We start from the raw sequence: 18404 nt of genomic DNA on the forward strand, positions 1-18404 counted from the left end.
TCGCGGAACTCCTGTCTTTCGAGGCCGCCGTCGCGGACGTGCTGGCCTTGGTCGGCCGCGGTGGTGCGCGGTGAGCGCGCTGACGTTCCGGCCCGGCGATCGTGTGCGCTCGACGTCGGCCAGCAGCGCCGGCCGCGTGGGCGTGGTGCGTGAGGCTCGGGCATACCTGGCCCGGCTCGACGGCGCCGGCGTAGTGATCGTGCCTGCACGCCAGGTCGTGACGGTCGACCTCGACGGCGAGAGCGCCGGTGTCGCGTTCGTCGCTGACGGCGGCGCGCCGTTGGCGCTCGAGCTGCTCGACGGCGCGCCGATGCCTGAGCCGAACTGCCCGGCGTGGTGCGATCGCTCGCACGGCGGCTTCGACGGGGAGACGTCGCCGGGAGACATCGCGGTGATGCACTCGGCCGTTCGTGGCGGGGTGATCGTCGGTGCGGTCGAGTACCTCGACCCGGATGGGTCGAGGACGCTGACGACGCTCTCGCTCGACCTGCCGAACTCTTCGGGTGACTTCGAGGCCGAGACTCCGGCGGGGATCGCCGTTCAAGTTCGCGCCTTGAACTTGAACCTTGCTGCTCTCGCCGACGCGCTCGACGGCGGCCCCCGGTGAGCGCGCTGGCGGTTCCCGGGGTCGCCCTGGCGTGGCTGCGGCAGTCGGTGGGCCTGACGGTCGACGAGACAGCCCGTCGCGCCGGAGTGGCGCCCGCGTTCCTCGCCCGCGTCGAGGCCGGTGACGCGAGAGCAACGCCCGCATGGCTCGGGGAGGTTGCCACGGTCTTGGCTGACGCTCTCGCCGACCGTGCGCCCGCGCCTGGCCCCGAGCCTGGCAGGACCGACGACGGCACACCGACCCGCTTGCACGAGCACGGCGGAAACGACCGTTGAGCGTCGCCGAGGGTGTCTGCCTGGCAGACACCCTCGGCGGCTCTGAGCGGCCGTCTCTGGCCCTCCCTGCGCCTCCCACAAGGCGGCACAGCCGTACTCACAGCCACGGTGGTCAACGCCGTGGTCGGCCTCGCTCGTCACGTCGCTGAGCCGTAATCAGTCGACGCCCGTCTCTCCCACGCTGCGGGGCGTGGGCCGTAGGTGCGCGGTACAAGCACCCTGCCTCTCGTGAGCGTCCCGGCCGGGGTCGCGTGAGGTCCGAGCACAGCGCGCCGTCGTGACGACGGGGCGCTACTCGGCGTGGATCAGATAGCGCGAGAGCTGGTATCTGGGCGAACTTCTGGGGTGGGGGATCTTGCAAGGCCAGTCGCGCGCAGCGCGTCCGCTCTGCCAGCGCCGCGAGGAAGGCCCGCATCTCAAATGCGAACCCTCCGCTAACTTGGCGGAGGGTTCGTGGCAGCCGTGGCCGTAACGGCCACGGACGGTGCCGATCGCGGCGACCTTGCGGGTGGCGCGGGCGGCGGGGGAAACCTCGTCCAAGATGGACGAGGTTTCGGAGGCTGCCCTCGGGCGCCCGCCCGCCCTTGTTCAGCTGTCACCCGTTCGGCTTCGATCGCGTTGACTTCGACCGCGACTGCTTGCTGTCGATGGTCTCAGGGTCCTGGAACCGGAAACCCTTCGCGACGGGTCGCGCCTGCAGTATTCCTGTGAACATGAGCGCAGCGCCGAAGGCCGCGAGCAGTAGTGCTACACCGCGGAGCCAGGGACTCTCCGTCCGCCAGAGCACTACCGTGATGCTCCCGAAGACGAGCGCGACGACGACGACGGCGGCAACGGTGGGGCCTTCCAGGCGCCGGCGCGCACGAGCGCTCTCCCTGAAGGCGAGCTCCTGGGCGAGCAGCCCAACCTGCTGTTCCACGGCCTCTCTTGCCTCGCCCTCCGGCAAGAGCCCAGCGATCTCGGCAAGCCGTCGAACGCGCTGGTGGAGCGCGCGTTCCCCGGTGGGCCACACGACCTTGAGCAGCGCTGCGACCGCCGGGAGCGATCCGAGGACAAGGGCCAATGCGGGGGGAGACTGAGCCACGGCGACGGACTCTAGCGAGTCGCCGTTGCGATCCGCTGGGGTTCGGCGCCCTACGTGGCCTGCCACGCCTCACGCTCACGACCACAGTGGTGCGTAGGTCATTGGCCGGTGTCGGCAGGCCGGGGTCGGCGTAGGTCAGGGCGCCCACTGGCACCCTCGCCCGGGCGCGTCCCACCTGCTCGACGACGTGTCGATGCTGGCTGCCTGGCAGCGTCGCCGGTCGAGGTAGCCGACGCGCTCGGGGAGGCCGAGGCCTGCGGCCAGGCACCACGCCGAGCGGAATGCGTCGAACCGCAGCCACGGATGGGCCTCGGCGAGCGTCGGGGCTTCCCGTCCGGCGAGCACCCAGGCCCGGGGGCGCCCGACGTCGACCACGAGCCCGAGCTGGGTAGCCAGGCGCTCGACGGCCTCGGCGTCAGACCACAGTGGGTCGCGGCGGGAGGACAGCGCGAGCGGGACGGCCGACAGGTCGGCGGCCGACCCGGCGCGCCTGGCCCTCTTGGCGTCGCGGCGGCTCACTCGACGACCCACCCGAGTGCGAGCATCCCGGCCGGGGTCAGGCCGAGCTTGTCGCCCAGGTGGCGAAACTCCTGGGCCTGCCACGCTGATGCGGCGTCACGGTAGATCGCCGAGGCGTGGCACACGTATGCGGCCACGGCAGCGATGTACGAGTCGTCCCACACGTTCGCCTGCGGGGAGGTCCACAAGTCCTTCCACAACCGCTTCTCTTCGGCCGACCACTCGCGGCCACGCGGGAGTCGGGGCACCGGCAGGTCGCACGAGTCGGGCAGGACCACGAGCGCGCGCGTTGCGGTCGTCGAGGGTGTGCGGTGCGCCCGGCTGTTGGGCTTGGCCGCATTGCGGGTCGGTCCTGGCATCAGTTCTGCCCTCTCTGCGATGGGTCTATCTGGTCGTCGCGCATCGCGCGGCCCTCCCCGGCGGTCAGCGCCGGGTCGGCCTAGGGGTCACCCCCTGGGGTGCAGGCGCGACCGGGGCGCGCGGCTCGACGTGGCGGCTTGGAACGTGAGCGGCGCGGCCCCGACGCCGAAGGTCGGGGCCGCGCGTTCCTCAGAGCCAGCCGCGCGATGCGGCTGGGATCGCGTCTGCGGGTTCGTTCGTCTCGGGGTCGTAATCGACGGGTCGAAGACCGGTCGCGGTTCGCAGGTAGCGCGTCTCGATCGGCTTCGGTCGTCGGTATGGACGAACGTCGGTGACGGCTTCGGGGCGACGAGCTCGGCGCCGAGCCGGTGGAGCGTGCCCCACTTACCCAAGCGACCCTGCTCGCCGTCGAGCGCCTCGAACACCTTGCGGCGATCAGCGCTTTCGGGCACGCGCGCAAGAAGGCCGAGTCCTTCGGGACCAGGGTCGACGTCGCAGGCGGCAGCGACGAGTGACAGGGCGTCGGCGGCGGTGTCGACCTGGGCGGCCAGGCCGGGCGCTTGCCCCCATGCCTCGCGGACGCGCGCGGGAGCACTCAGCAGTGTCTCGGGTGGTGCGTCGAAGTCAACCGCGGCGATCACCTTGACCAGTGCGGCGGCGGCCGTGTTGTACGCCTTGGCCGCCCGCGCGTAGTTCTCGGGGAGCGTCTTGGCCCACTCGGCGCGCTGGGTCGGCAGGACGCCGGCGGCGACGGCGTTGAGTACGTCGGCCCCGTGCGCGGGCTGGACGCTGGCCAGGACGGCGTTGTTCGCTGCTGCGAGCACTGCTGCGAGCTCGCCAGGGTCGGCGTCGAGGTCGCCGGTGATCTTCGCGGTGAGGTTTGCGACGTGGTCGGGCTCGACGAACAGGCTCTCCCACCGCATGCGGATGGCTTCGAACCGCTGGGTCACGGTTCCGCCGTGGGCGGTCATGGCGTCGGCCTGCCGGTGCAGGACGTTGAGTTGGGTGGTTGCGCTCATCGGTCTGTCTCCTTGCTGGTGTCGGTTGTCGTGATTCCCAGGGCCTTGCACAGTGCGGCCGTCAGGGCGTCGTCGTTCAGGGCAGGGGCGTCGGTCGGGGACGGTTGGCGATCGCCATACGAACCGGGTCGCGGCGCTGGGCCGCCAGGTATCGCTCGAACTCTCGGGCGAGCGGGTCGTCAGTCATGGGTGTCTCCGTCTTCGTAGATGCGCCAGGCGATGTGCGCGGCGCGGGTATGCGGGCAGTGGTCGGGCCGGAAACCGACGCCGTGGCGCTCACAGGTCCAGCGGGGCCGGCGCCCGCGCGGCGTCACCCATGCGACCGACACGGCGCGCGCCTGCCCCTTGGCGAGCACGAACGCCGACCACGGCTGCCCGTGCCCTGGCGGGGCGTACAGATGGGCCTCTCCGTCTGGGGCGGCGATCACCGCCGTAGGGCGCGGCGCGCTCACCGTGACCGCCGGGCGCCATGGGCGGGACGCTTGCGGCGCGCGGGCCCGACGTGCTGCCCAGCGCACGCGGGTGCGGGCTCGTCGAGCCGGTCGAGGCACAGGGCGCAGCGTGCGTCGGCGGCGGCCTGCACGAGCCGGTCGCGCACCGAGTTGTGGGGGCGTTCGGTCAGCGCGGCCAGGCGCTCGGCGACGTCGGGCGGCAGCCGGTCGGCGAGGCCGGTCACGAGAGTTCCTGCCGAGCGTTGCGGGCGGCGTCGGCGAGACCGGCGCGCAGGTCGTGTTGGAGGGGTCCGCGGCCGTGGTCGTGCAGGGCGTCGGTCACGTCGAGGACGGGGTCGAGGACGTGGCGGGCGAGCATGCGCAGCGCGGCGGCGGCGACGTATCCGAAGGCGTCGGTCCCGGCTTCGGTCAGGTGCCGGGCGGCGACGGTGTCGAGGGCGTCGGGGTCGTGGCATGCCTCGGCCATGTCGTAGGCGAGCCGGATGGCCTGGCTCTGGACGGTGTCGACGTCTACGAACGCGATCGGGAGTCCGGCGGTGTCGGTCACGAGCAGTCGGCCGGGCAGGTTCTCGGTGGTCATGCTGACTTCCTCTCGGGAGTTGCGGTGTGGGCGGGGCGGCAGCGGGCGAGCAGGCCGGGCGCGGCGAGGGGTTCGCCGCACTGGCTGCACGATGGGGTCGGCTCGGTCTGGGCGAGCAGGGCGTGAATGTCGACGGGCCGGAGGGCCGGGGTCGGCGGGGCGGGGGTCGGCCGGTCGACATCGAACAGGGCAGTGGGCGCCCCCTTTGTCTCCTGGGAGTCCGCGACATGCGCGACATGCGCGACGGTCGGGTGTTCGCGCAGGTCAGGGACTTGCGGGGTGTCGCGGATGGTGTCGCGGTTCTGCGTGGGTGTCGCGGATTCCGTGACAGGTGTCGCGGATGGTGTCGCCCTTTCCGCGACGCTGTGACCTGCGGTGTCGCCCTTGTCGCGGACGCCGCCCTTCTCCGCGGAAGGAGTGGGGGCGTATCGCTGCCATGCGTCCCACAGGTCTTCGCGTCGGTATCCCTTGCGGACACCGAGCGGGGTGCGGACGTCGGTCGGGCGTATGCCGTACTCGCCGAGCAGGTGCGCGAGCTTGCGCGGCTTGAGCCCTTCCCCGTACAGGTCGGCCCACGGCGCCTCGTCGAGCTCGCCGAGGCTCAGGAGCAGGTCTGCGGTCGACATGGTCGGGCGGTCGACGGGCCACACCGCGCGCAGGTCGACCAACAGGCGGACGCCGAGGCTCACGCTCGACAGCGGCTTGTCGGCGATGAACAGCAGACACGCCCGCCGGGCGCGGTCGGGCCAGTGGCCGCGGGCGTGGTCGGCGACCATGAGCAGCGGCTCCCACACGTCGGCGTCACGGTCGGCGACACCCTCGGGCAAGTCGGGGTAGGGCAGCGTCTCGACGGCGCCAGCCCATGCGGCGAGGTCGGCTTGCAGCGTGTTGCCCTCGGCGCGGTGGATGCGGTCGCGCCAAGGCTCGACGCTCTCGCCGGGGGCGCGACGCTTCATGCGCAGGATGATCGAGCGGGACATGAGCGTGTCGGGCAGGTTGCCGAGCCCGGCCATTGCCACGGGCGTGAACACGCGGAACGACTGCACCTCGTCGCGGTTCTGCCCGCCGACGCGCTGCACCACGGCGCCGGTTCGGTAGCCGTTGTTGATGACGCGGCGCAGGTCCTCGGTGCCCTCGGACTTTGACTTGCCGGTGAAGATCGCGTCGACCTCGTCGAGCAAGATCGTGGGCTGGTTGTCGTTGACGATGCGGAAGAACGCCGACATGGACAGGTCCAGCGCGAGCAGCGGGTTCGAGCTGACGGTGTCGAGCACTTCGAGCACGCGCGTCTTGCCGCTTCCCGGCTCCGGGCTCAGGCAGGCAAGTCGCCCGGTGGTGTCCAGCAGACCGATGAAGTGGGTGTGCGCGGCCCACAGCGTGACGGCGACGTATGCCTCGTCAGACGGCAGCACGCAGAACCGCCGCACGAACGTCTCGACGTCGTCGAGCAGCCGGGCCGGGTCGCCGGTGAACGCCGCTCGCGGGGCGGGCGCCGGCTGAGCCTGAGTGGCTTGCTCGGCGATCGGCTCGGGCATGGCCTTGTGGACGTACTGGCCCAGCTCGTCGACGTCGTGCTCGGCGAGGAAGTCGTCGAGTCCGGTCTTGCCCTCGCCGACGTCGGGCAGCACCAGATACCGGACCTCGGCGACGCCACGGTGCAGCAGATAGGCCGCGAGGGCTTCGAGGGCCTTGCGCACAGCGGGCTTGACCATGACGTCTGAGTCGAACGCGAGCACGATCCCGCGGCCCTTGAGTCCCATGTCGTCCCAGTCGGCGACCGCGACGCTCGTCTCGTGACTCGTGCGGCCGGGCTTGCCCTTCCACGACCACACGCCCGGCAGCGCGACGCACACCAGACCGCGCGCGGCGGCGGCGTCGGCCTTCTTCGTCCCCTCGGTGACCCACAGCGGGCGCGTCAGGTCGGCGAGCCCGGCGCGGGCCGCGGGCGGCACGTCGATGCCGTTGCGCTGCCCGGTCGGCGTCTCGTACTTCACCGGCTTGCCGCCGCGCTCGCGCGGGTCGTCGGGCCGGTACTGGAAACCCCACTCGGACCCGTCCGCGCGGCGCATGGGCACCAGCAGGCCGGGCGTGCGCCGACCGGCCGGCGTGATCCCGATGCGCTCGAGAACCGCCTTGTCGCCGATCGAGCGATACCCCCGCGCGTTCGCGGTCTGCGGGTCGATGCCCGACGCCGCGAGCATCCCCGCATGCTGGGGCTGCAAGGCGATGGTGTAGTCCGTCACCAGGCCACCCCCTCGGGCAGCACGTTCGGCACCAGGCGCCCGGTGTCGTCGCGGGCGACCTCGCACGGAACGTCGGCTGTCGGCGGCCGGTGGTTCGTCGTTGCGGTCACCGGCACGAGCCGCACGAGCACCAGGTCGGCGCGGTCGCCTCGTGCCAGGGCGCGCCTCACGGCCCGCTCGGCGGCCGGAAGGTTGAAGTACAGGTGACGGCGCACGGACTTGCCGCGCACGAGCACGGCGAACGACGTCCTGAAGAACACGGCCGCCGTGTCGTGGTCGACGTCGGGGGCGGTCGGTAGAATCGGGAGTGATCCGGCGCCCACCTGATCTGTGAAGCCTTCGCCCTCGGTTCTCCGGCCGGGGGCGTCGGCGTGTCTGGGGTAGTTCACGAGGCGTCACCGCCCAGCGCGGCGAGTTCGGCGTCAGCGGTGACGGCCTCGGCGGCCAGTTCGCGGGAGCGACGGCGGGCGCGGGCGGACTTCAGGGCGAGGCGTTGGAAGTAGGCGCGGCGCAGGTGCTCCGCACGCCGCGGGTCGCCCCCGGCCTCGGCGAGGAACTTGTCTTCCAGCGCACGACGCGCAGGAGCAGTGCGGGCGGATCGGTCGGGGGTCGCGGCCCATGACTCGTGGGCGGCGATGCTGGCGGCGAGGCGCCGCTCGGTTGCGGTGGGCGAGGCCATCTCGCGTCTCCCTCTGGAAACACGAACACCGAGCACGGACGAGTCATCTGGACTCGTTCGCTACTCGGTGTGTGGCATCGCGCCGCGACCGCCCCTCGGAGTGGCTCGACCTTGGCATCGCGCCGCGGTCGCGCCTCCCGTCTCGGGGGGCCTGGGCCGTAGTCCTGAGCATCACGCTCGCGGACACTTGCCGCCCCAGGTTCGCTGGTGTTCTCTCGAACACGATCACCATGCACGATCAGGGCGTGCGCTGTCCACTCGCCGCGCCGCACAGTGCTCGGCGTGTCGCGGCTACAGGTCACCGAGGTTCAGGGCGCGGGCCTCGGCGGCAGCGCGCTCGGCCGCGCGCGCCTTGGTGTACCGGGTGAGCATGTCGGGCCGGGTCCAGCCGGCCACCGCCATAAGCCCGCCCTCGGAGCCGCCCGCGGCGAGCCAGCGGTGCGCGGCGGTGTGGCGCAGGCGGTGGGGGTGGAAGTTCTCGACCCCGGCCAGCGCGGCGCGGTATCTCAGCGTCTTGTGCAGTCCGTCGTAGTTGAACGGCTTGCCGCGATCGCCGAGCCAGAACGCGGGCGTCGACGCGAGCAGGTGCGACGCACGCAGGCGGCGGTAGCGGTCCAGTGCCCGAGCGGTCTGCGGGCCGAACGGGACCGTGCGGCCCTTGCCGCCCTTGCCCCGGCGGACGACGGCAACCCCGTCGAGGAGGTTGACGTCGTCGAGGTCGAGCGCGGCGACCTCCCCGCGCGGGCGCCGGTCTCGACCATGAACCGGATCAGCGCCTCGTCGCGGCGGTCGCGCAGGTCGGCGCCCTGGCATGCCTTGATCAGCGCCTTGATCTGGTCACTGGTCAGGGGCTCGACGATCTTCTGGTCCAGCTTCGGGGCGCGCAGGCCGAGCAGCGGGTCGGCCGGGATCTCACCCTCTTCGGCGAGCCATGCCGCGAACCGCCGCACGCCGAGCTGGCGCGCGCGGACGGTCGACGCCTCACGCCCGGCTTCGAGCAGGTGCGCACTGTAGGCGGTGACGGCCGACTTGGTGAGCACCGGCGGGTGGCCCGTCTCGGCGCACCAGGCGAGGAACCCGCTCACTGCGGCGGTGTAGCTCTTGACGGTCGCGGGGCTCTTGCGCTCCGCGCGCAGCGAGAGCACCCACGACTCAACGAGCGGGGCGAGGTCCGGGTGATCTGGGGTGCGCGGCACGCCACCAGGATAGCGATATCTCGACTAGGAGCGCTGTGCGGTGCTACCGTCAGCGTGTCAGGCACCGAAAGGCGCTCGTCACCTGGGGTAACACCGCACAGCGGCAGGCCGTCTCAGTCGAGATAGTCGCGCAGCACCTGCGAGCGTGACGGGTGCCGCAGCTTGGACATCGTCTTGGACTCGATCTGGCGGATGCGCTCACGAGTGACGCCGTAGACCTTGCCGATCTCGTCGAGCGTCTTGGGCTGACCGTCCTGCAGGCCGAAGCGCATTGAGACCACGCCCGCCTCACGCTCGGAGAGCGTGTCGAGCACCTGGTGCAGCTGCTCCTGGAGCAGGGTGAACGACACTGCGTCGGCCGGGACCACGGCCTCGGAGTCCTCGATGAGGTCACCGAACTCCGAGTCGCCGTCCTCGCCGAGCGGCGTGTGCAGCGAGATGGGCTCGCGGCCGTACTTCTGGACCTCGACCACCTTCTCGGGGGTCATGTCCAGCTCCTTGGCCAGCTCCTCCGGCGTGGGTTCGCGGCCCAGGTCCTGGAGCATCTGGCGCTGCACGCGGGCCAGCTTGTTGATGACCTCGACCATGTGCACCGGGATGCGGATGGTGCGCGCCTGGTCGGCCATGGCACGCGTGATGGCCTGGCGGATCCACCACGTGGCGTAGGTCGAGAACTTGTAGCCCTTGGTGTAGTCGAACTTCTCGACCGCGCGGATCAGACCGAGGTTGCCCTCCTGGATCAGGTCCAGGAAGAGCATGCCGCGGCCGGTGTAACGCTTGGCGAGCGAGACGACCAGTCGCAGGTTGGCCTCGAGCAGGTGGTTCTTGGCGCGCTTGCCGTCATGCGCGATCCACTGCAGGTCCCGCACCAGGCGTCGCGTGTCGGCGTCCGCCTTCGTGCGGTCGAATCCGGCGAACTCCTTGCCGAGCTTCTCCTCGGCGAACAGTCCCGCCTCGATGCGCTTCGCGAGCTCGACCTCCTGCTCCGCGTTCAGCAGGGCGACCTTGCCGATCTGCTTGAGGTAGTCCTTGACCGGGTCGGCCGTCGCGCCCGCGGTCACGACCTGCTGGGCCGGCTGGTCCTCGTCGTCCGAGTCGGAGACAACGAACCCCGTGTCCTCCTCGTCGGCGCCTGCGGGCTTGGCGGCCGCCGGCTTGTCGCCCTCTGCCTCGTCGGTCTCGGTCGCCTCCGCGCCGTCCGCGTCCTCGGCGACGTCGACCTCGTCCACGAGCTCGGCCTCGTCGATCTCGGCGTCGTCGATCTCGACGTCGTCGTCCTCGGACGTGACTTTGGACTCCTTGGCGGGAGACGTCTTCTTGGCGGCGGCCTTGCGGGTCGTCGCGGGCTTGGCGGCGGCCTTGGCCCGGGGGGCGGGCTTGCCGTCCGACGCCTCGTCCGTGCCGGCTGCGGGCTTTGCCGCGCGCGCCGACGGCGCCTTTGCGCGGGCCGAGGTGCTGGTGCGTGCTGTGGTCGCCGCGGCGACCTTGGCCACAGTCGGCATCACCACGTCGACACCGGCGATCGACAGCGCTTTCAGCACGGCCTTGAGGCGCTTTGCGTCGCCGACGCCAGCCGCTTCGCACGCGGTGCGGAACGCGTCGGCGTCGACGTTGCCCTGCGACGTCCCGCGTGCCAGCAGCTCCTGGAGCGCTGGGTGCTCAAACTCACGGGGCAGTGTGGTGTTCTGCTGTGCGGTGCTCTGGGACGTGGACGCCACTAACCGACCTTTCGGGATTCGAGGGGCGGTGTCCCGCCGGTGAGGGTGCGTGCGGCCCGTTGGCCGAGCTCGGACCGTCGAGGCTCCGGCGGACACGGATATTGTACCGTCGCGACTCGTCGCAACCGCGCCGGAACGCGCAATCCGCGCGCAACGCGCCGCACTTCCACCCGCCCGGCGACGAGCGCCGCGTACCCCGGTGTCAACCGTCGAGCCACCGTGAGGATTCCCGAAACCGGTTCATCGATGGGCCCAGTCGTGGCCCCGGCGACCGGGAACACGACCCTGACCTCAGGACTTGACCGCGAGCACGGGGCACGGCGCATCGAGAAGGATCCGCTGTGCGCCGGCTCCGAGGATCAGCTTGCCCACCGGGCTGCGACGCCGCAGCCCGATGACGATCAGCTCGGCGCGCGTGCGCACCGCCGCGTCGACCAGCGCCTCGGCGAGGTCACCTGGCGCCGTCACGACCTCGTGCGTCACCCCGAACTGGTCGAGCCGGGCCAGCACCTCCGCGAGCGCCTCGCCGCCCGGGGCCTCGTGCGGCACCGCCGGCGCAACGACGACGAGCCTGGCCGAGCGCGCGCGCGCCTCCGCCACCGCCGTCGACAACGCCTGCCGACCCTCCGGGTTGTTCAGGTGGCTGACCACGACCGTCATGAGGCGCACGTTACCCGAGGACGGCGCCGACGCCGCGCGCACGTCACCGGTCGCCACGCGCACGCACCCACCCCGGCGGCAGGCCCGCCTCGAGCGCCGCGCCGAGAAGCAGCGCGAGCCGGTGCCCGGGGTCGGCTGCGAGCGCCTCCCGGAGACGGTAGGCGGCTCGTGCGCCTTCACCCGACCACCACGCAACGAACGCCAGCAGCGTGAGCGGCGAGCACGTCCTGCGCCGCGCGGCGTGTGCGACGACCGCTTCGAGGACGGCGACACCGGCCCGAAGCCGTTCCGGGTCGGGAGCCTGGGCGCGCTGCGCGTCGACGACCACCGCCATCGCGTCGCTCGCCGCGGCGTCGGCGTCGGCGGCGGACCAGTCGCCCGCTGCGACGGCAGCGGCGTGTGTCTCGGCTCCCGGGACGAACCACAGCAGGACGGCGTCGCGCACCGCCCTGTCCTCAAGCGCCGCGGCGATCCGGCCGAGGAGAGCGGGCGGGAGCTCGTCGGCGTGCCTCGCGGCGGCGGTCGCCTCGAGCCACGCGCCGAACGACTGCGTGCGCCACGCCTGGTCGTCGCCGCCTGCCCGCCCGCCCGTGCGCTCCCACCGCCCGGCGGCGCGCCCTGCCAGCCCGCGCCGGGCCGCGTCCGCTCGCGCGACGCGGTAGAGCTCCTCGCGCGTGCGAGCGGGCGCGTGTCCTTCGAGCACGAGCTGTGCGCCGGGAACCGTGGACTCAAGGCCGCCGACCGGAAAGCCCTCGGGCGGGCAGCACGCCGCGTCGGTGCAGTCGAGCGACCAGTAGCGCTCGCCGCCGACGGCCCACGACTCGACCTCTGGCACCGCACCGCGCAGCGCGTCCGCCATGCTGTCCGCGGCGGCACGGGCCACGCTTCCGGCGGCGACGTCGCCGCCGCCGTAGAGGACGATGTAGGCGGCCACGGTGCCGTCCTCGGCGGCTCGCGCGGCGACGAGCTCGGCCATTTCTCTCCGCTCGCGGGGGCGGCGCACGCTCGCGAGATCGGTGCGCGCCACGAGGCCGAGGCCGCCGCCGCGGCGCACGCACACCACGACCAGGGACTCGGTGGGACGGTAGCCGAGGGCGAAGGGGACGATGGACAGCAGGTCGCGTGTGTCGCGCACCCGCACGGTGGGGACGGCTGCCGCCGTGGTCGATGTCATGGCCCGATCCCAGCCTGCGCGAGCGGGCACGCCGGCACGCTCATCGGCTCCTCGTTCACAACCCTCGCCGCTCTTCGTATGTGCGCCCGCTCCGCGCGTTCCGCGAAGGCTCGGCGACGCCGACGAAGCAACGGCCGCTACGGTGTGCCCGTGAACCGCCGCGCACCCTTGACCTCCGCGCTCGCGGCCCTGGTCATGGTGGGGCTCACCACGGGCTGCACGGTCGCCCCGTCCGGCCGTCTCGACACCGCACCGAACGGTGGCCTGCCGTCGGAGCAGCCCTCGCCGCCCGCCCCGGTGTCCGACCTGCCGACGTTCGATGCGTCGTCGGCCGTCGGCGGCTACGCCGAGGGCTTCCCGCGGTCGCTGCTGGAGGCCCCGGACGACGCGAGCATCATCGCGAGCTCGGCCGGCCAGGCCGACGGCGGCCTGACGCGCGTCTCGCTCAGCCTGTCCACACCCCGCACCGCCGACGACGTGCTAGCCCAGCTCGGCGGCCCGCTCGCGACGAACGGGTTCACCGAGACACCGCAGGCGCCGTCGGGCCTCACCGCGCAGACCGCCTGGACCCGCCGGACCGAGCGCCCCGAGGGGCCGCTCGTCGAGACGCTGCTGATCGGGGTGCTCGACGAGGGCGACCACCGGCTCGTGTCGGTCAGCGGCACCGTGCTCGCACCCACGGGCTGAGCGGGGCCGTGCCCCTGCCGCGCGGGCCCGTCCCGACGCCGCTGGCATAGGCTTCCCGCATGCCTGACGTCGTCGACCTCGAGAACCTCCGCGCCGACGTCGATGCCGCCGTCAGCCGCCACCTGGCGGTCCTGGAGGGGCAGGTCGCCGTGATCGGACGCGACGCGACCGTGCTGATCGACCAGGCCGCAGCCCTGCTCAGCGGCGGCAAGCGGTTGCGGGCGGCGTTCGCGTACTGGTCCTTCAGGGCCCACGGCGGGGGCGACGCCGGCCACGAGCGCGAGGCGGCGGTCCGCGCGGGTGCCGCGCTCGAGCTCTTCCAGGCAGCCGCGCTCCTGCACGACGACGTCATGGACGCCTCCGACACGCGGCGCGGCCTGCCCACGGCTCACCGTGCGTTCCAGGCGCGGCACGCGGCCTCGGGGTGGGCCGGTGACCCTGGCCGGTTCGGCGAGTCGGCCGCGATCCTGCTCGGCGACCTGTGCCTGATCGCCGCGCAGCGTGAGATCGCCGAAGCGCTCGCGCCCTTGCCCGTCGACCGGGCCCAGGCCGTGCGCACCCAGTTCGACGCGATGCAGAGCGAGGTCATCGTCGGCCAGTACCTCGACGTGCTCGTCCAGGCCGAGCCGTGGGGGGTGGACCCCGCCGCCGACGAGGAGCGGGCGCGCGCCGTGCTGCGGGCCAAGTCCGCCAGCTACTCGGTGCGCCAGCCGCTCGTGATCGGCGCCCTCATCGCGGGTGCCGACGCCGCGCAGGTCGCCGCCGTCGCCGCTGCCGGGCAGCCGCTGGGCGAGGCGTTCCAGCTGCGCGACGACGTGCTCGGCGTCTTCGGCGACCCCGAGATCACCGGCAAGCCCGCCGGCGACGACCTGCGCGAGGGCAAGCGCACGGTGCTCGCCGCGCGGACCATGGCCGCAGGGGACGCCCACCAGCGCGCGCTGCTCACGCAGCGGCTGGGGGACCCCGGCCTCACCGACGCCGACGTGACCGCGCTGCGGGACGCCGTCGTCGCCTCAGGGGCGCTCGACGGCGTCGAGCAGCTCATCGACGACCTCACCCGGACCGCCCTGGCAGGACTGGAGACGGCGGCGCTGACCGAGCGCGGTCGCGCCGTGCTGATCGCGCTCACGCACGCCGCCGTCGACCGCGCCGCCTGATCACGCGACCCGGTCAGCCGACCGCCTGAGCCACCCGCCGCACCTCCGCGCGACGCCCGGCCCGCAACGCCTCGACGGGCGCGACGCCGAGCGACGGCTCGGTCGTGAACAGCCACTCGAGGATCTCGTCGTCGGCGAACCCCTGGTCGCCGAGCACCAGCACCGTGCCGCGCAGCGTGGGGATGACCTCCTCGCCGCCGTCCTCGGCCGGCATCAGGAACGCCTCGGGCACCTGGAACGTGGTGCGCTCACCCCGCTTGACGCCGACGACCGCCCGGTCGCGCAGCAGCGCACGCACACGCGGGAACTCGACGCCGAGGCGTTCGGCAAGATCGGGCAGGGTCAGCCAGCGCGGGACGAGCGCGTCCAGGTCGGTGGTCACGACCGACAGCCTAAGCCGGGTGCGGCCGGCACGGCCCGTGTCCGGCGCCCGTCCGAGGCGCGCCGCACGTCGATGAGGGGACGCCCACGACGGCCCTCCGTACAATCGCCGCGTGGCCCTGGTGACGACCGACCCCCTGCTCGGCCGCCTGATCGACGGGCGGTACGAGATCCGCGCGCGCATCGCGCGCGGCGGGATGGCGACCGTCTACCTCGCGCTGGACCGCAGGCTCGACCGCGAGGTCGCGCTCAAGGTCATGCACGCCCACCTCGCCGACGGAGTCGACGGGGCCGCGTTCGTCTCGCGGTTCCGGCGCGAGGCCCGCGCCGCCGCGCGCCTCACCCACCCGGGTGTCGTCGCGGTCTACGACCAGGGCCTGGACGGCGACACCAGCTACCTGACGATGGAGTACGTGCCGGGCAGCAACCTGCGGCGCGAGCTGCGTGCGCAGGGCACGCTGACGGTAGGGCGCACGCTCGACCTGCTCGAACAGGTGCTCGCGGCGCTCGCCGCAGCGCACGCGAAGGGCCTGGTCCACCGCGACGTCAAGCCCGAGAACGTCCTGATCGCGGCCGCCGAGGGATCTGCGAGCACCGAACGGGGCGATCGCGTCAAGGTCGCGGACTTCGGCCTGGCGCGCGCCGTGACCGAGGTGACCAGCACGACGACGGGCACGATCCTCGGGACCGTCGCCTACCTCGCCCCCGAGGTCATCGCGACCGGTGCGTGCGACGCGCGCACCGACGTCTACGCCGTGGGCATCCTCGCCTTCGAGATGCTCACGGGCGTCCTGCCCCACGACGGCGCCACGCCCATCCAGGTCGCGTTCCAGCATGTGCACGACGACGTGGCGCCGCCCAGCACACGCGTGCCGTGGCTGCCCGACACGGTCGACGACCTCGTCGGCCTGTTCACGGCCCGCGACCCCGCGGCACGGCCCGCCGACGGCGCCGCGGCGCTCGACCTGCTCCGCGCCGTCCGCACGGCCCTCGAGGCGGCCCAGCCCGAGGTGCTCGGGCGCCGCGCCGACCCGCCCGAGGGGTTCGCCACGGTCGCCGACTCCCCTGGTGCCGAGCGGGACGGGGACCCGGACACCACGGGATCCCTCGACGAGATCGACGGCGACGAGCTCGACGCCATCCCGCTCGCCGGAACGCTCACGACACCGTCGGGGCACGCCTCCGAGATCGACCGGCTGTTCCCCGGCGAGGGGACCGCCACCGAGCGGCTCGTCGAGCAGCCGACGACGCGGGTCCGCTCCGGGGACGGCGCCGGCACTCTCGCCGTCTCGACGAGCACGCGAGCCCCGCGCCGCCGCTGGGCGCGCGTGCTCGCCTGGACCGCGGGCCTCGCTGTCGTCCTCGGAGCGAGCGGCTACGGCGCCTGGTGGTGGTTCGACGAGGGTCCGGGCGCCTGGACCACCGTTCCGGGCGGACTCGAGGCCACGTCCGTCGACGACGCGACCGCGCGACTCGCGGCCCACGGGCTCGGCGCGGCGACGACGAAGCAGCACGACGACACCGTCCCGGAGGGGGGCGTCGTGTCCGTCGACCCGGGCGAGGGTGAGCGAGTCCGCAAGGACGGCACCGTCGACCTGGTCGTCTCGCTCGGCATCCGCATGGTCACCGTGCCGGGCGGGCTGGTCGGCGCGACGCAGGCCGACGCCGAGACGGCGCTGCGGGGCGTCGGGCTGACGGTCGGCGAGGCGCAGCAGGAGTGGTCCGACACCGCGCCCACGGGGCAGGTGCTCGCTGCGTCGCAGGACGCCGACACGCTCGTGCCGCACAACACCGTCGTGACCCTCGTCGTCTCCGGGGGCCCGCGCCCGCCACGGTCACGCAGCAGGTCGGGCGCTCCAAGGAGGACGCTCAGGCCGCGCTCGAGGACCTGGGGTTCAAGGTCTCGTTCACGCCGGACGAGGCGTCCGAGACGGTGCCCGCCGGGCGGGTCATCCGCCAGTCGCCCGAGAGCGGCACGAGAGCGCACCGCCTCGACACCATCATGCTGACCGTCTCGTCCGGTCCGCCGATCGTCGCGGTACCCGACGTCGTCGGGATGTCGACGGCCGAGGCCAAGGACGCGTTGACGAACGCAGGGTTCCAGGTCAAGACGACCCGCTACCTGGGCGGTCTGCTGGACCGCGTCCGGTTCCAGGACACGTCGGGCACGGCTCCCAAGGGGTCGACCGTCACCATCACCGTCTTCTGACGCAACCGGCGGCGCCCGTCCGCGCACGGACGGCGGTCAGCGCGTGCGAAGCATCTCGGCGACGAGGAACGCCGTCTCGAGCGACTGCTGGTGGTTCAGGCGCGGGTCGACGAGCGTCTCGTAACGCCGGGCCAGCCCCTCCTCGTCGATCGCCTCGGCGCCGCCGAGGACTTCCGTCACATCGTCCCCCGTCAGCTCCATGTGCAGGCCCCCAGGTACCGTCCCGAGGGCACGGTGCACCTCGAAGAAGCCCTGCACCTCGTCCAGGACGTCGGCGAACCGCCGGGTCTTGTAGCCCGTGCCCGAGGTGATGGTGTTGCCGTGCATGGGGTCGGTCACCCAGGTGACGGCGACGCCTTCTGCCGTCACCTTCTCGACGAGCCCGGGCAGCACGTCCCGCACCCTGCCCGCGCCCATGCGCGCCACGAAGGTCAGCCGGCCCGGCACGTTGCCCGGGTTGATGCGGGAGGCGAGCGCGAGAGCGTCGTCGGGAGTCGTCGTCGGGCCGAGCTTGACGCCGATCGGGTTCGCGACGCGCGAGAGGAACTCGACGTGCGCGCCGTCGAGCTGACGCGTGCGCTCGCCGATCCACAGGAAGTGCGCGCTCGTGTCGTACGCGTTGCCGGTGCGCGCGTCGACGCGTGTCAGCGCGCGCTCGTAGTCGAGCACGAGGGCCTCGTGCGACAGGTAGAGCTCGACGGTGCGCAGCGCGTCGAAGTCCGCTCCGCAGGCCTCCATGAACCGGATGGCCCGGTCGATCTCAGCGGCCGTGCGCTCGTAGCGCGCGTAGGCCGGGTTGCGCATGAACCCGCGGTTCCACTCGTGCACCTGCCGCAGGTCGGCGTACCCACCCTGCGTGAACGCGCGCACCACGTTGGCGGTGGCCGCCGAGATCCGGTAGGCGCGTTCGAGTCGCCGGGGGTCCGGCGTGCGCGCCTCGACGGTGAACTCGAAGCCGTTGATCATGTCGCCGCGGTAGGCGGGCAGCGTCACGCCCTCGCGCGTCTCGTTGTCGGACGACCGCGGCTTGGCGTACTGGCCGGCGAGGCGGCCGATCTTGACCACGGGCGTCGAGGCACCGTGCGTGAGGATGACCGCCATCTGGAGGATGGTGCGGATCTTGTTGCGGATCCGCGTGGCGCTGGCCTCGGCGAAGATCTCGGCGCAGTCGCCGCCCTGGAGCACGAACGCCTCGCCCCGGCCGGCGGCGGCGAGCTTGGCGCGCAGCGTGTCCGCCTCCGCCGGCAGGACCAGCGGGGCCGCCTGGCCGAGGCGGGTGGCGACGGCGTCGAGCGCGGCACGATCGGGCCAGACGGGCTGCTGCAGCGCGGGCAGCGAGCGGAACGTGTCCAGAACCTGCGCCATCGACGCGGACGGCGCGTCGGTGCCGGGACCCCCACGGGT

The 18404-nt window shown here is 72.8% G+C and carries 20 protein-coding genes and 3 pseudogenes; 6 read left to right on the plus strand and 17 right to left on the minus strand.

Features of this window, described 5'->3' with window-relative positions:
* The first annotated feature begins 70 nt into the window (after positions 1-70).
* A complete protein-coding gene (locus tag ET495_RS06150) occupies positions 71-607 on the plus strand; it encodes a hypothetical protein (protein ID WP_129203475.1) in 537 nt (178 codons plus the stop codon).
* Positions 604-882, plus strand: a complete 279-nt coding sequence (locus tag ET495_RS06155) for a helix-turn-helix domain-containing protein (protein ID WP_129203477.1) — start codon at positions 604-606, stop codon at positions 880-882. Before ET495_RS06150 ends, ET495_RS06155 begins: the two co-directional genes overlap by 4 nt.
* Positions 883-1477: 595 nt before the next feature.
* Here ET495_RS06155 and ET495_RS06160 read toward each other — a convergent pair.
* From ET495_RS06160 to ET495_RS06225, 15 genes and pseudogenes are all read right to left on the minus strand, one after another.
* Complete coding sequence (locus ET495_RS06160; RefSeq protein WP_129203479.1) at positions 1478-1966, minus strand: hypothetical protein; 489 nt, start codon at positions 1964-1966, stop codon at positions 1478-1480.
* Between the two features lie 135 nt (positions 1967-2101).
* Positions 2102-2485 (minus strand): hypothetical protein, encoded by a 384-nt coding sequence (locus tag ET495_RS06165; protein WP_129203481.1) that lies wholly within the window; start codon positions 2483-2485, stop codon positions 2102-2104.
* Positions 2482-2844: a phage terminase small subunit gene (locus ET495_RS18065; RefSeq protein ID WP_211340923.1), complete on the minus strand. Its 363-nt coding sequence runs from the start codon at positions 2842-2844 to the stop codon at positions 2482-2484. Before ET495_RS18065 ends, ET495_RS06165 begins: the two co-directional genes overlap by 4 nt.
* Before the next feature lie 87 nt (positions 2845-2931).
* Positions 2932-3864, minus strand: a complete 933-nt coding sequence (locus tag ET495_RS06175; RefSeq protein ID WP_129203484.1) for a hypothetical protein — start codon at positions 3862-3864, stop codon at positions 2932-2934.
* 179 nt (positions 3865-4043) lie between these two features.
* The gene (locus tag ET495_RS06180; protein ID WP_129203486.1) at positions 4044-4292 is read right to left on the minus strand and encodes a hypothetical protein; all 249 of its coding nucleotides are present in this window, start codon (positions 4290-4292) and stop codon (positions 4044-4046) included.
* A gap of 20 nt (positions 4293-4312) precedes the next feature.
* Positions 4313-4540 (minus strand): hypothetical protein, encoded by a 228-nt coding sequence (locus ET495_RS06185; RefSeq protein ID WP_129203488.1) that lies wholly within the window; start codon positions 4538-4540, stop codon positions 4313-4315.
* On the minus strand, positions 4537-4896 hold the full coding sequence (locus ET495_RS06190; protein ID WP_129203490.1) for a hypothetical protein: 360 nt from the start codon (positions 4894-4896) through the stop codon (positions 4537-4539). Before ET495_RS06190 ends, ET495_RS06185 begins: the two co-directional genes overlap by 4 nt.
* Positions 4893-7139: a DUF3631 domain-containing protein gene (locus tag ET495_RS06195; protein WP_129203492.1), complete on the minus strand. Its 2247-nt coding sequence runs from the start codon at positions 7137-7139 to the stop codon at positions 4893-4895. The genes ET495_RS06190 and ET495_RS06195 overlap by 4 nt, the downstream gene beginning before the upstream one ends.
* Positions 7136-7528, minus strand: coding sequence for a hypothetical protein (locus tag ET495_RS06200; RefSeq protein WP_129203494.1), 393 nt, complete (start codon positions 7526-7528; stop codon positions 7136-7138). The genes ET495_RS06195 and ET495_RS06200 overlap by 4 nt, the downstream gene beginning before the upstream one ends.
* The gene (locus tag ET495_RS06205) at positions 7525-7818 is read right to left on the minus strand and encodes a hypothetical protein (RefSeq protein ID WP_129203496.1); all 294 of its coding nucleotides are present in this window, start codon (positions 7816-7818) and stop codon (positions 7525-7527) included. Before ET495_RS06205 ends, ET495_RS06200 begins: the two co-directional genes overlap by 4 nt.
* A 402-nt stretch (positions 7819-8220) precedes the next feature.
* A pseudogene (locus tag ET495_RS19650) lies at positions 8221-8631 on the minus strand (tyrosine-type recombinase/integrase); the annotation flags it as partial.
* Between the two features lie 161 nt (positions 8632-8792).
* Positions 8793-9014: pseudogene (locus ET495_RS19655) on the minus strand (phage integrase N-terminal SAM-like domain-containing protein); the annotation flags it as partial.
* A 113-nt stretch (positions 9015-9127) separates the two neighbouring features.
* Positions 9128-10732: an RNA polymerase sigma factor gene (locus tag ET495_RS06215; RefSeq protein WP_245993343.1), complete on the minus strand. Its 1605-nt coding sequence runs from the start codon at positions 10730-10732 to the stop codon at positions 9128-9130.
* Between the two features lie 291 nt (positions 10733-11023).
* Positions 11024-11449 carry a universal stress protein gene (locus tag ET495_RS06220; RefSeq protein ID WP_342770154.1) on the minus strand — a complete coding sequence of 142 codons (426 nt, stop codon included), beginning with the start codon at positions 11447-11449 and terminating at the stop codon, positions 11024-11026.
* Positions 11436-12566 carry a DUF4192 domain-containing protein gene (locus tag ET495_RS06225; RefSeq protein WP_129203498.1) on the minus strand — a complete coding sequence of 377 codons (1131 nt, stop codon included), beginning with the start codon at positions 12564-12566 and terminating at the stop codon, positions 11436-11438. Before ET495_RS06225 ends, ET495_RS06220 begins: the two co-directional genes overlap by 14 nt.
* Positions 12567-12716: 150 nt before the next feature.
* Between ET495_RS06225 and ET495_RS06230 the strand changes: the two genes are divergently transcribed.
* Positions 12717-13253 (plus strand): hypothetical protein, encoded by a 537-nt coding sequence (locus ET495_RS06230; protein WP_129203500.1) that lies wholly within the window; start codon positions 12717-12719, stop codon positions 13251-13253.
* A gap of 59 nt (positions 13254-13312) precedes the next feature.
* Entirely contained in the window at positions 13313-14410 is a 1098-nt protein-coding gene (locus ET495_RS06235; protein WP_129203502.1) for a polyprenyl synthetase family protein, read from the plus strand.
* Between the two features lie 13 nt (positions 14411-14423).
* Here the strand turns inward: ET495_RS06235 and ET495_RS06240 are convergent, their stop codons facing one another.
* The gene (locus tag ET495_RS06240; protein ID WP_129203504.1) at positions 14424-14792 is read right to left on the minus strand and encodes an Rv2175c family DNA-binding protein; all 369 of its coding nucleotides are present in this window, start codon (positions 14790-14792) and stop codon (positions 14424-14426) included.
* Positions 14793-14904: 112 nt separating this feature from the next.
* Here ET495_RS06240 and ET495_RS06245 point away from each other — a divergent pair, with 112 nt between their 5' ends.
* Together ET495_RS06245 and ET495_RS18525 are read left to right on the plus strand one after the other, a co-directional pair.
* Positions 14905-16800, plus strand: coding sequence for a protein kinase domain-containing protein (locus ET495_RS06245; protein ID WP_425471208.1), 1896 nt, complete (start codon positions 14905-14907; stop codon positions 16798-16800).
* Positions 16698-17000: pseudogene (locus ET495_RS18525) on the plus strand (PASTA domain-containing protein); the annotation flags it as partial. The gene ET495_RS06245 and the pseudogene ET495_RS18525, both read left to right, overlap by 103 nt.
* A gap of 36 nt (positions 17001-17036) precedes the next feature.
* On the opposite strand, the gene ET495_RS06250 reads toward ET495_RS18525, so the two are convergent.
* Entirely contained in the window at positions 17037-18365 is a 1329-nt protein-coding gene (locus tag ET495_RS06250) for a class II 3-deoxy-7-phosphoheptulonate synthase (protein WP_129205913.1), read from the minus strand.
* Positions 18366-18404 lie beyond the last annotated feature (39 nt).

Origin of the sequence: Xylanimonas allomyrinae, assembly GCF_004135345.1 — a bacterium.
GTDB lineage: Bacteria > Actinomycetota > Actinomycetes > Actinomycetales > Cellulomonadaceae > Xylanimonas > Xylanimonas allomyrinae.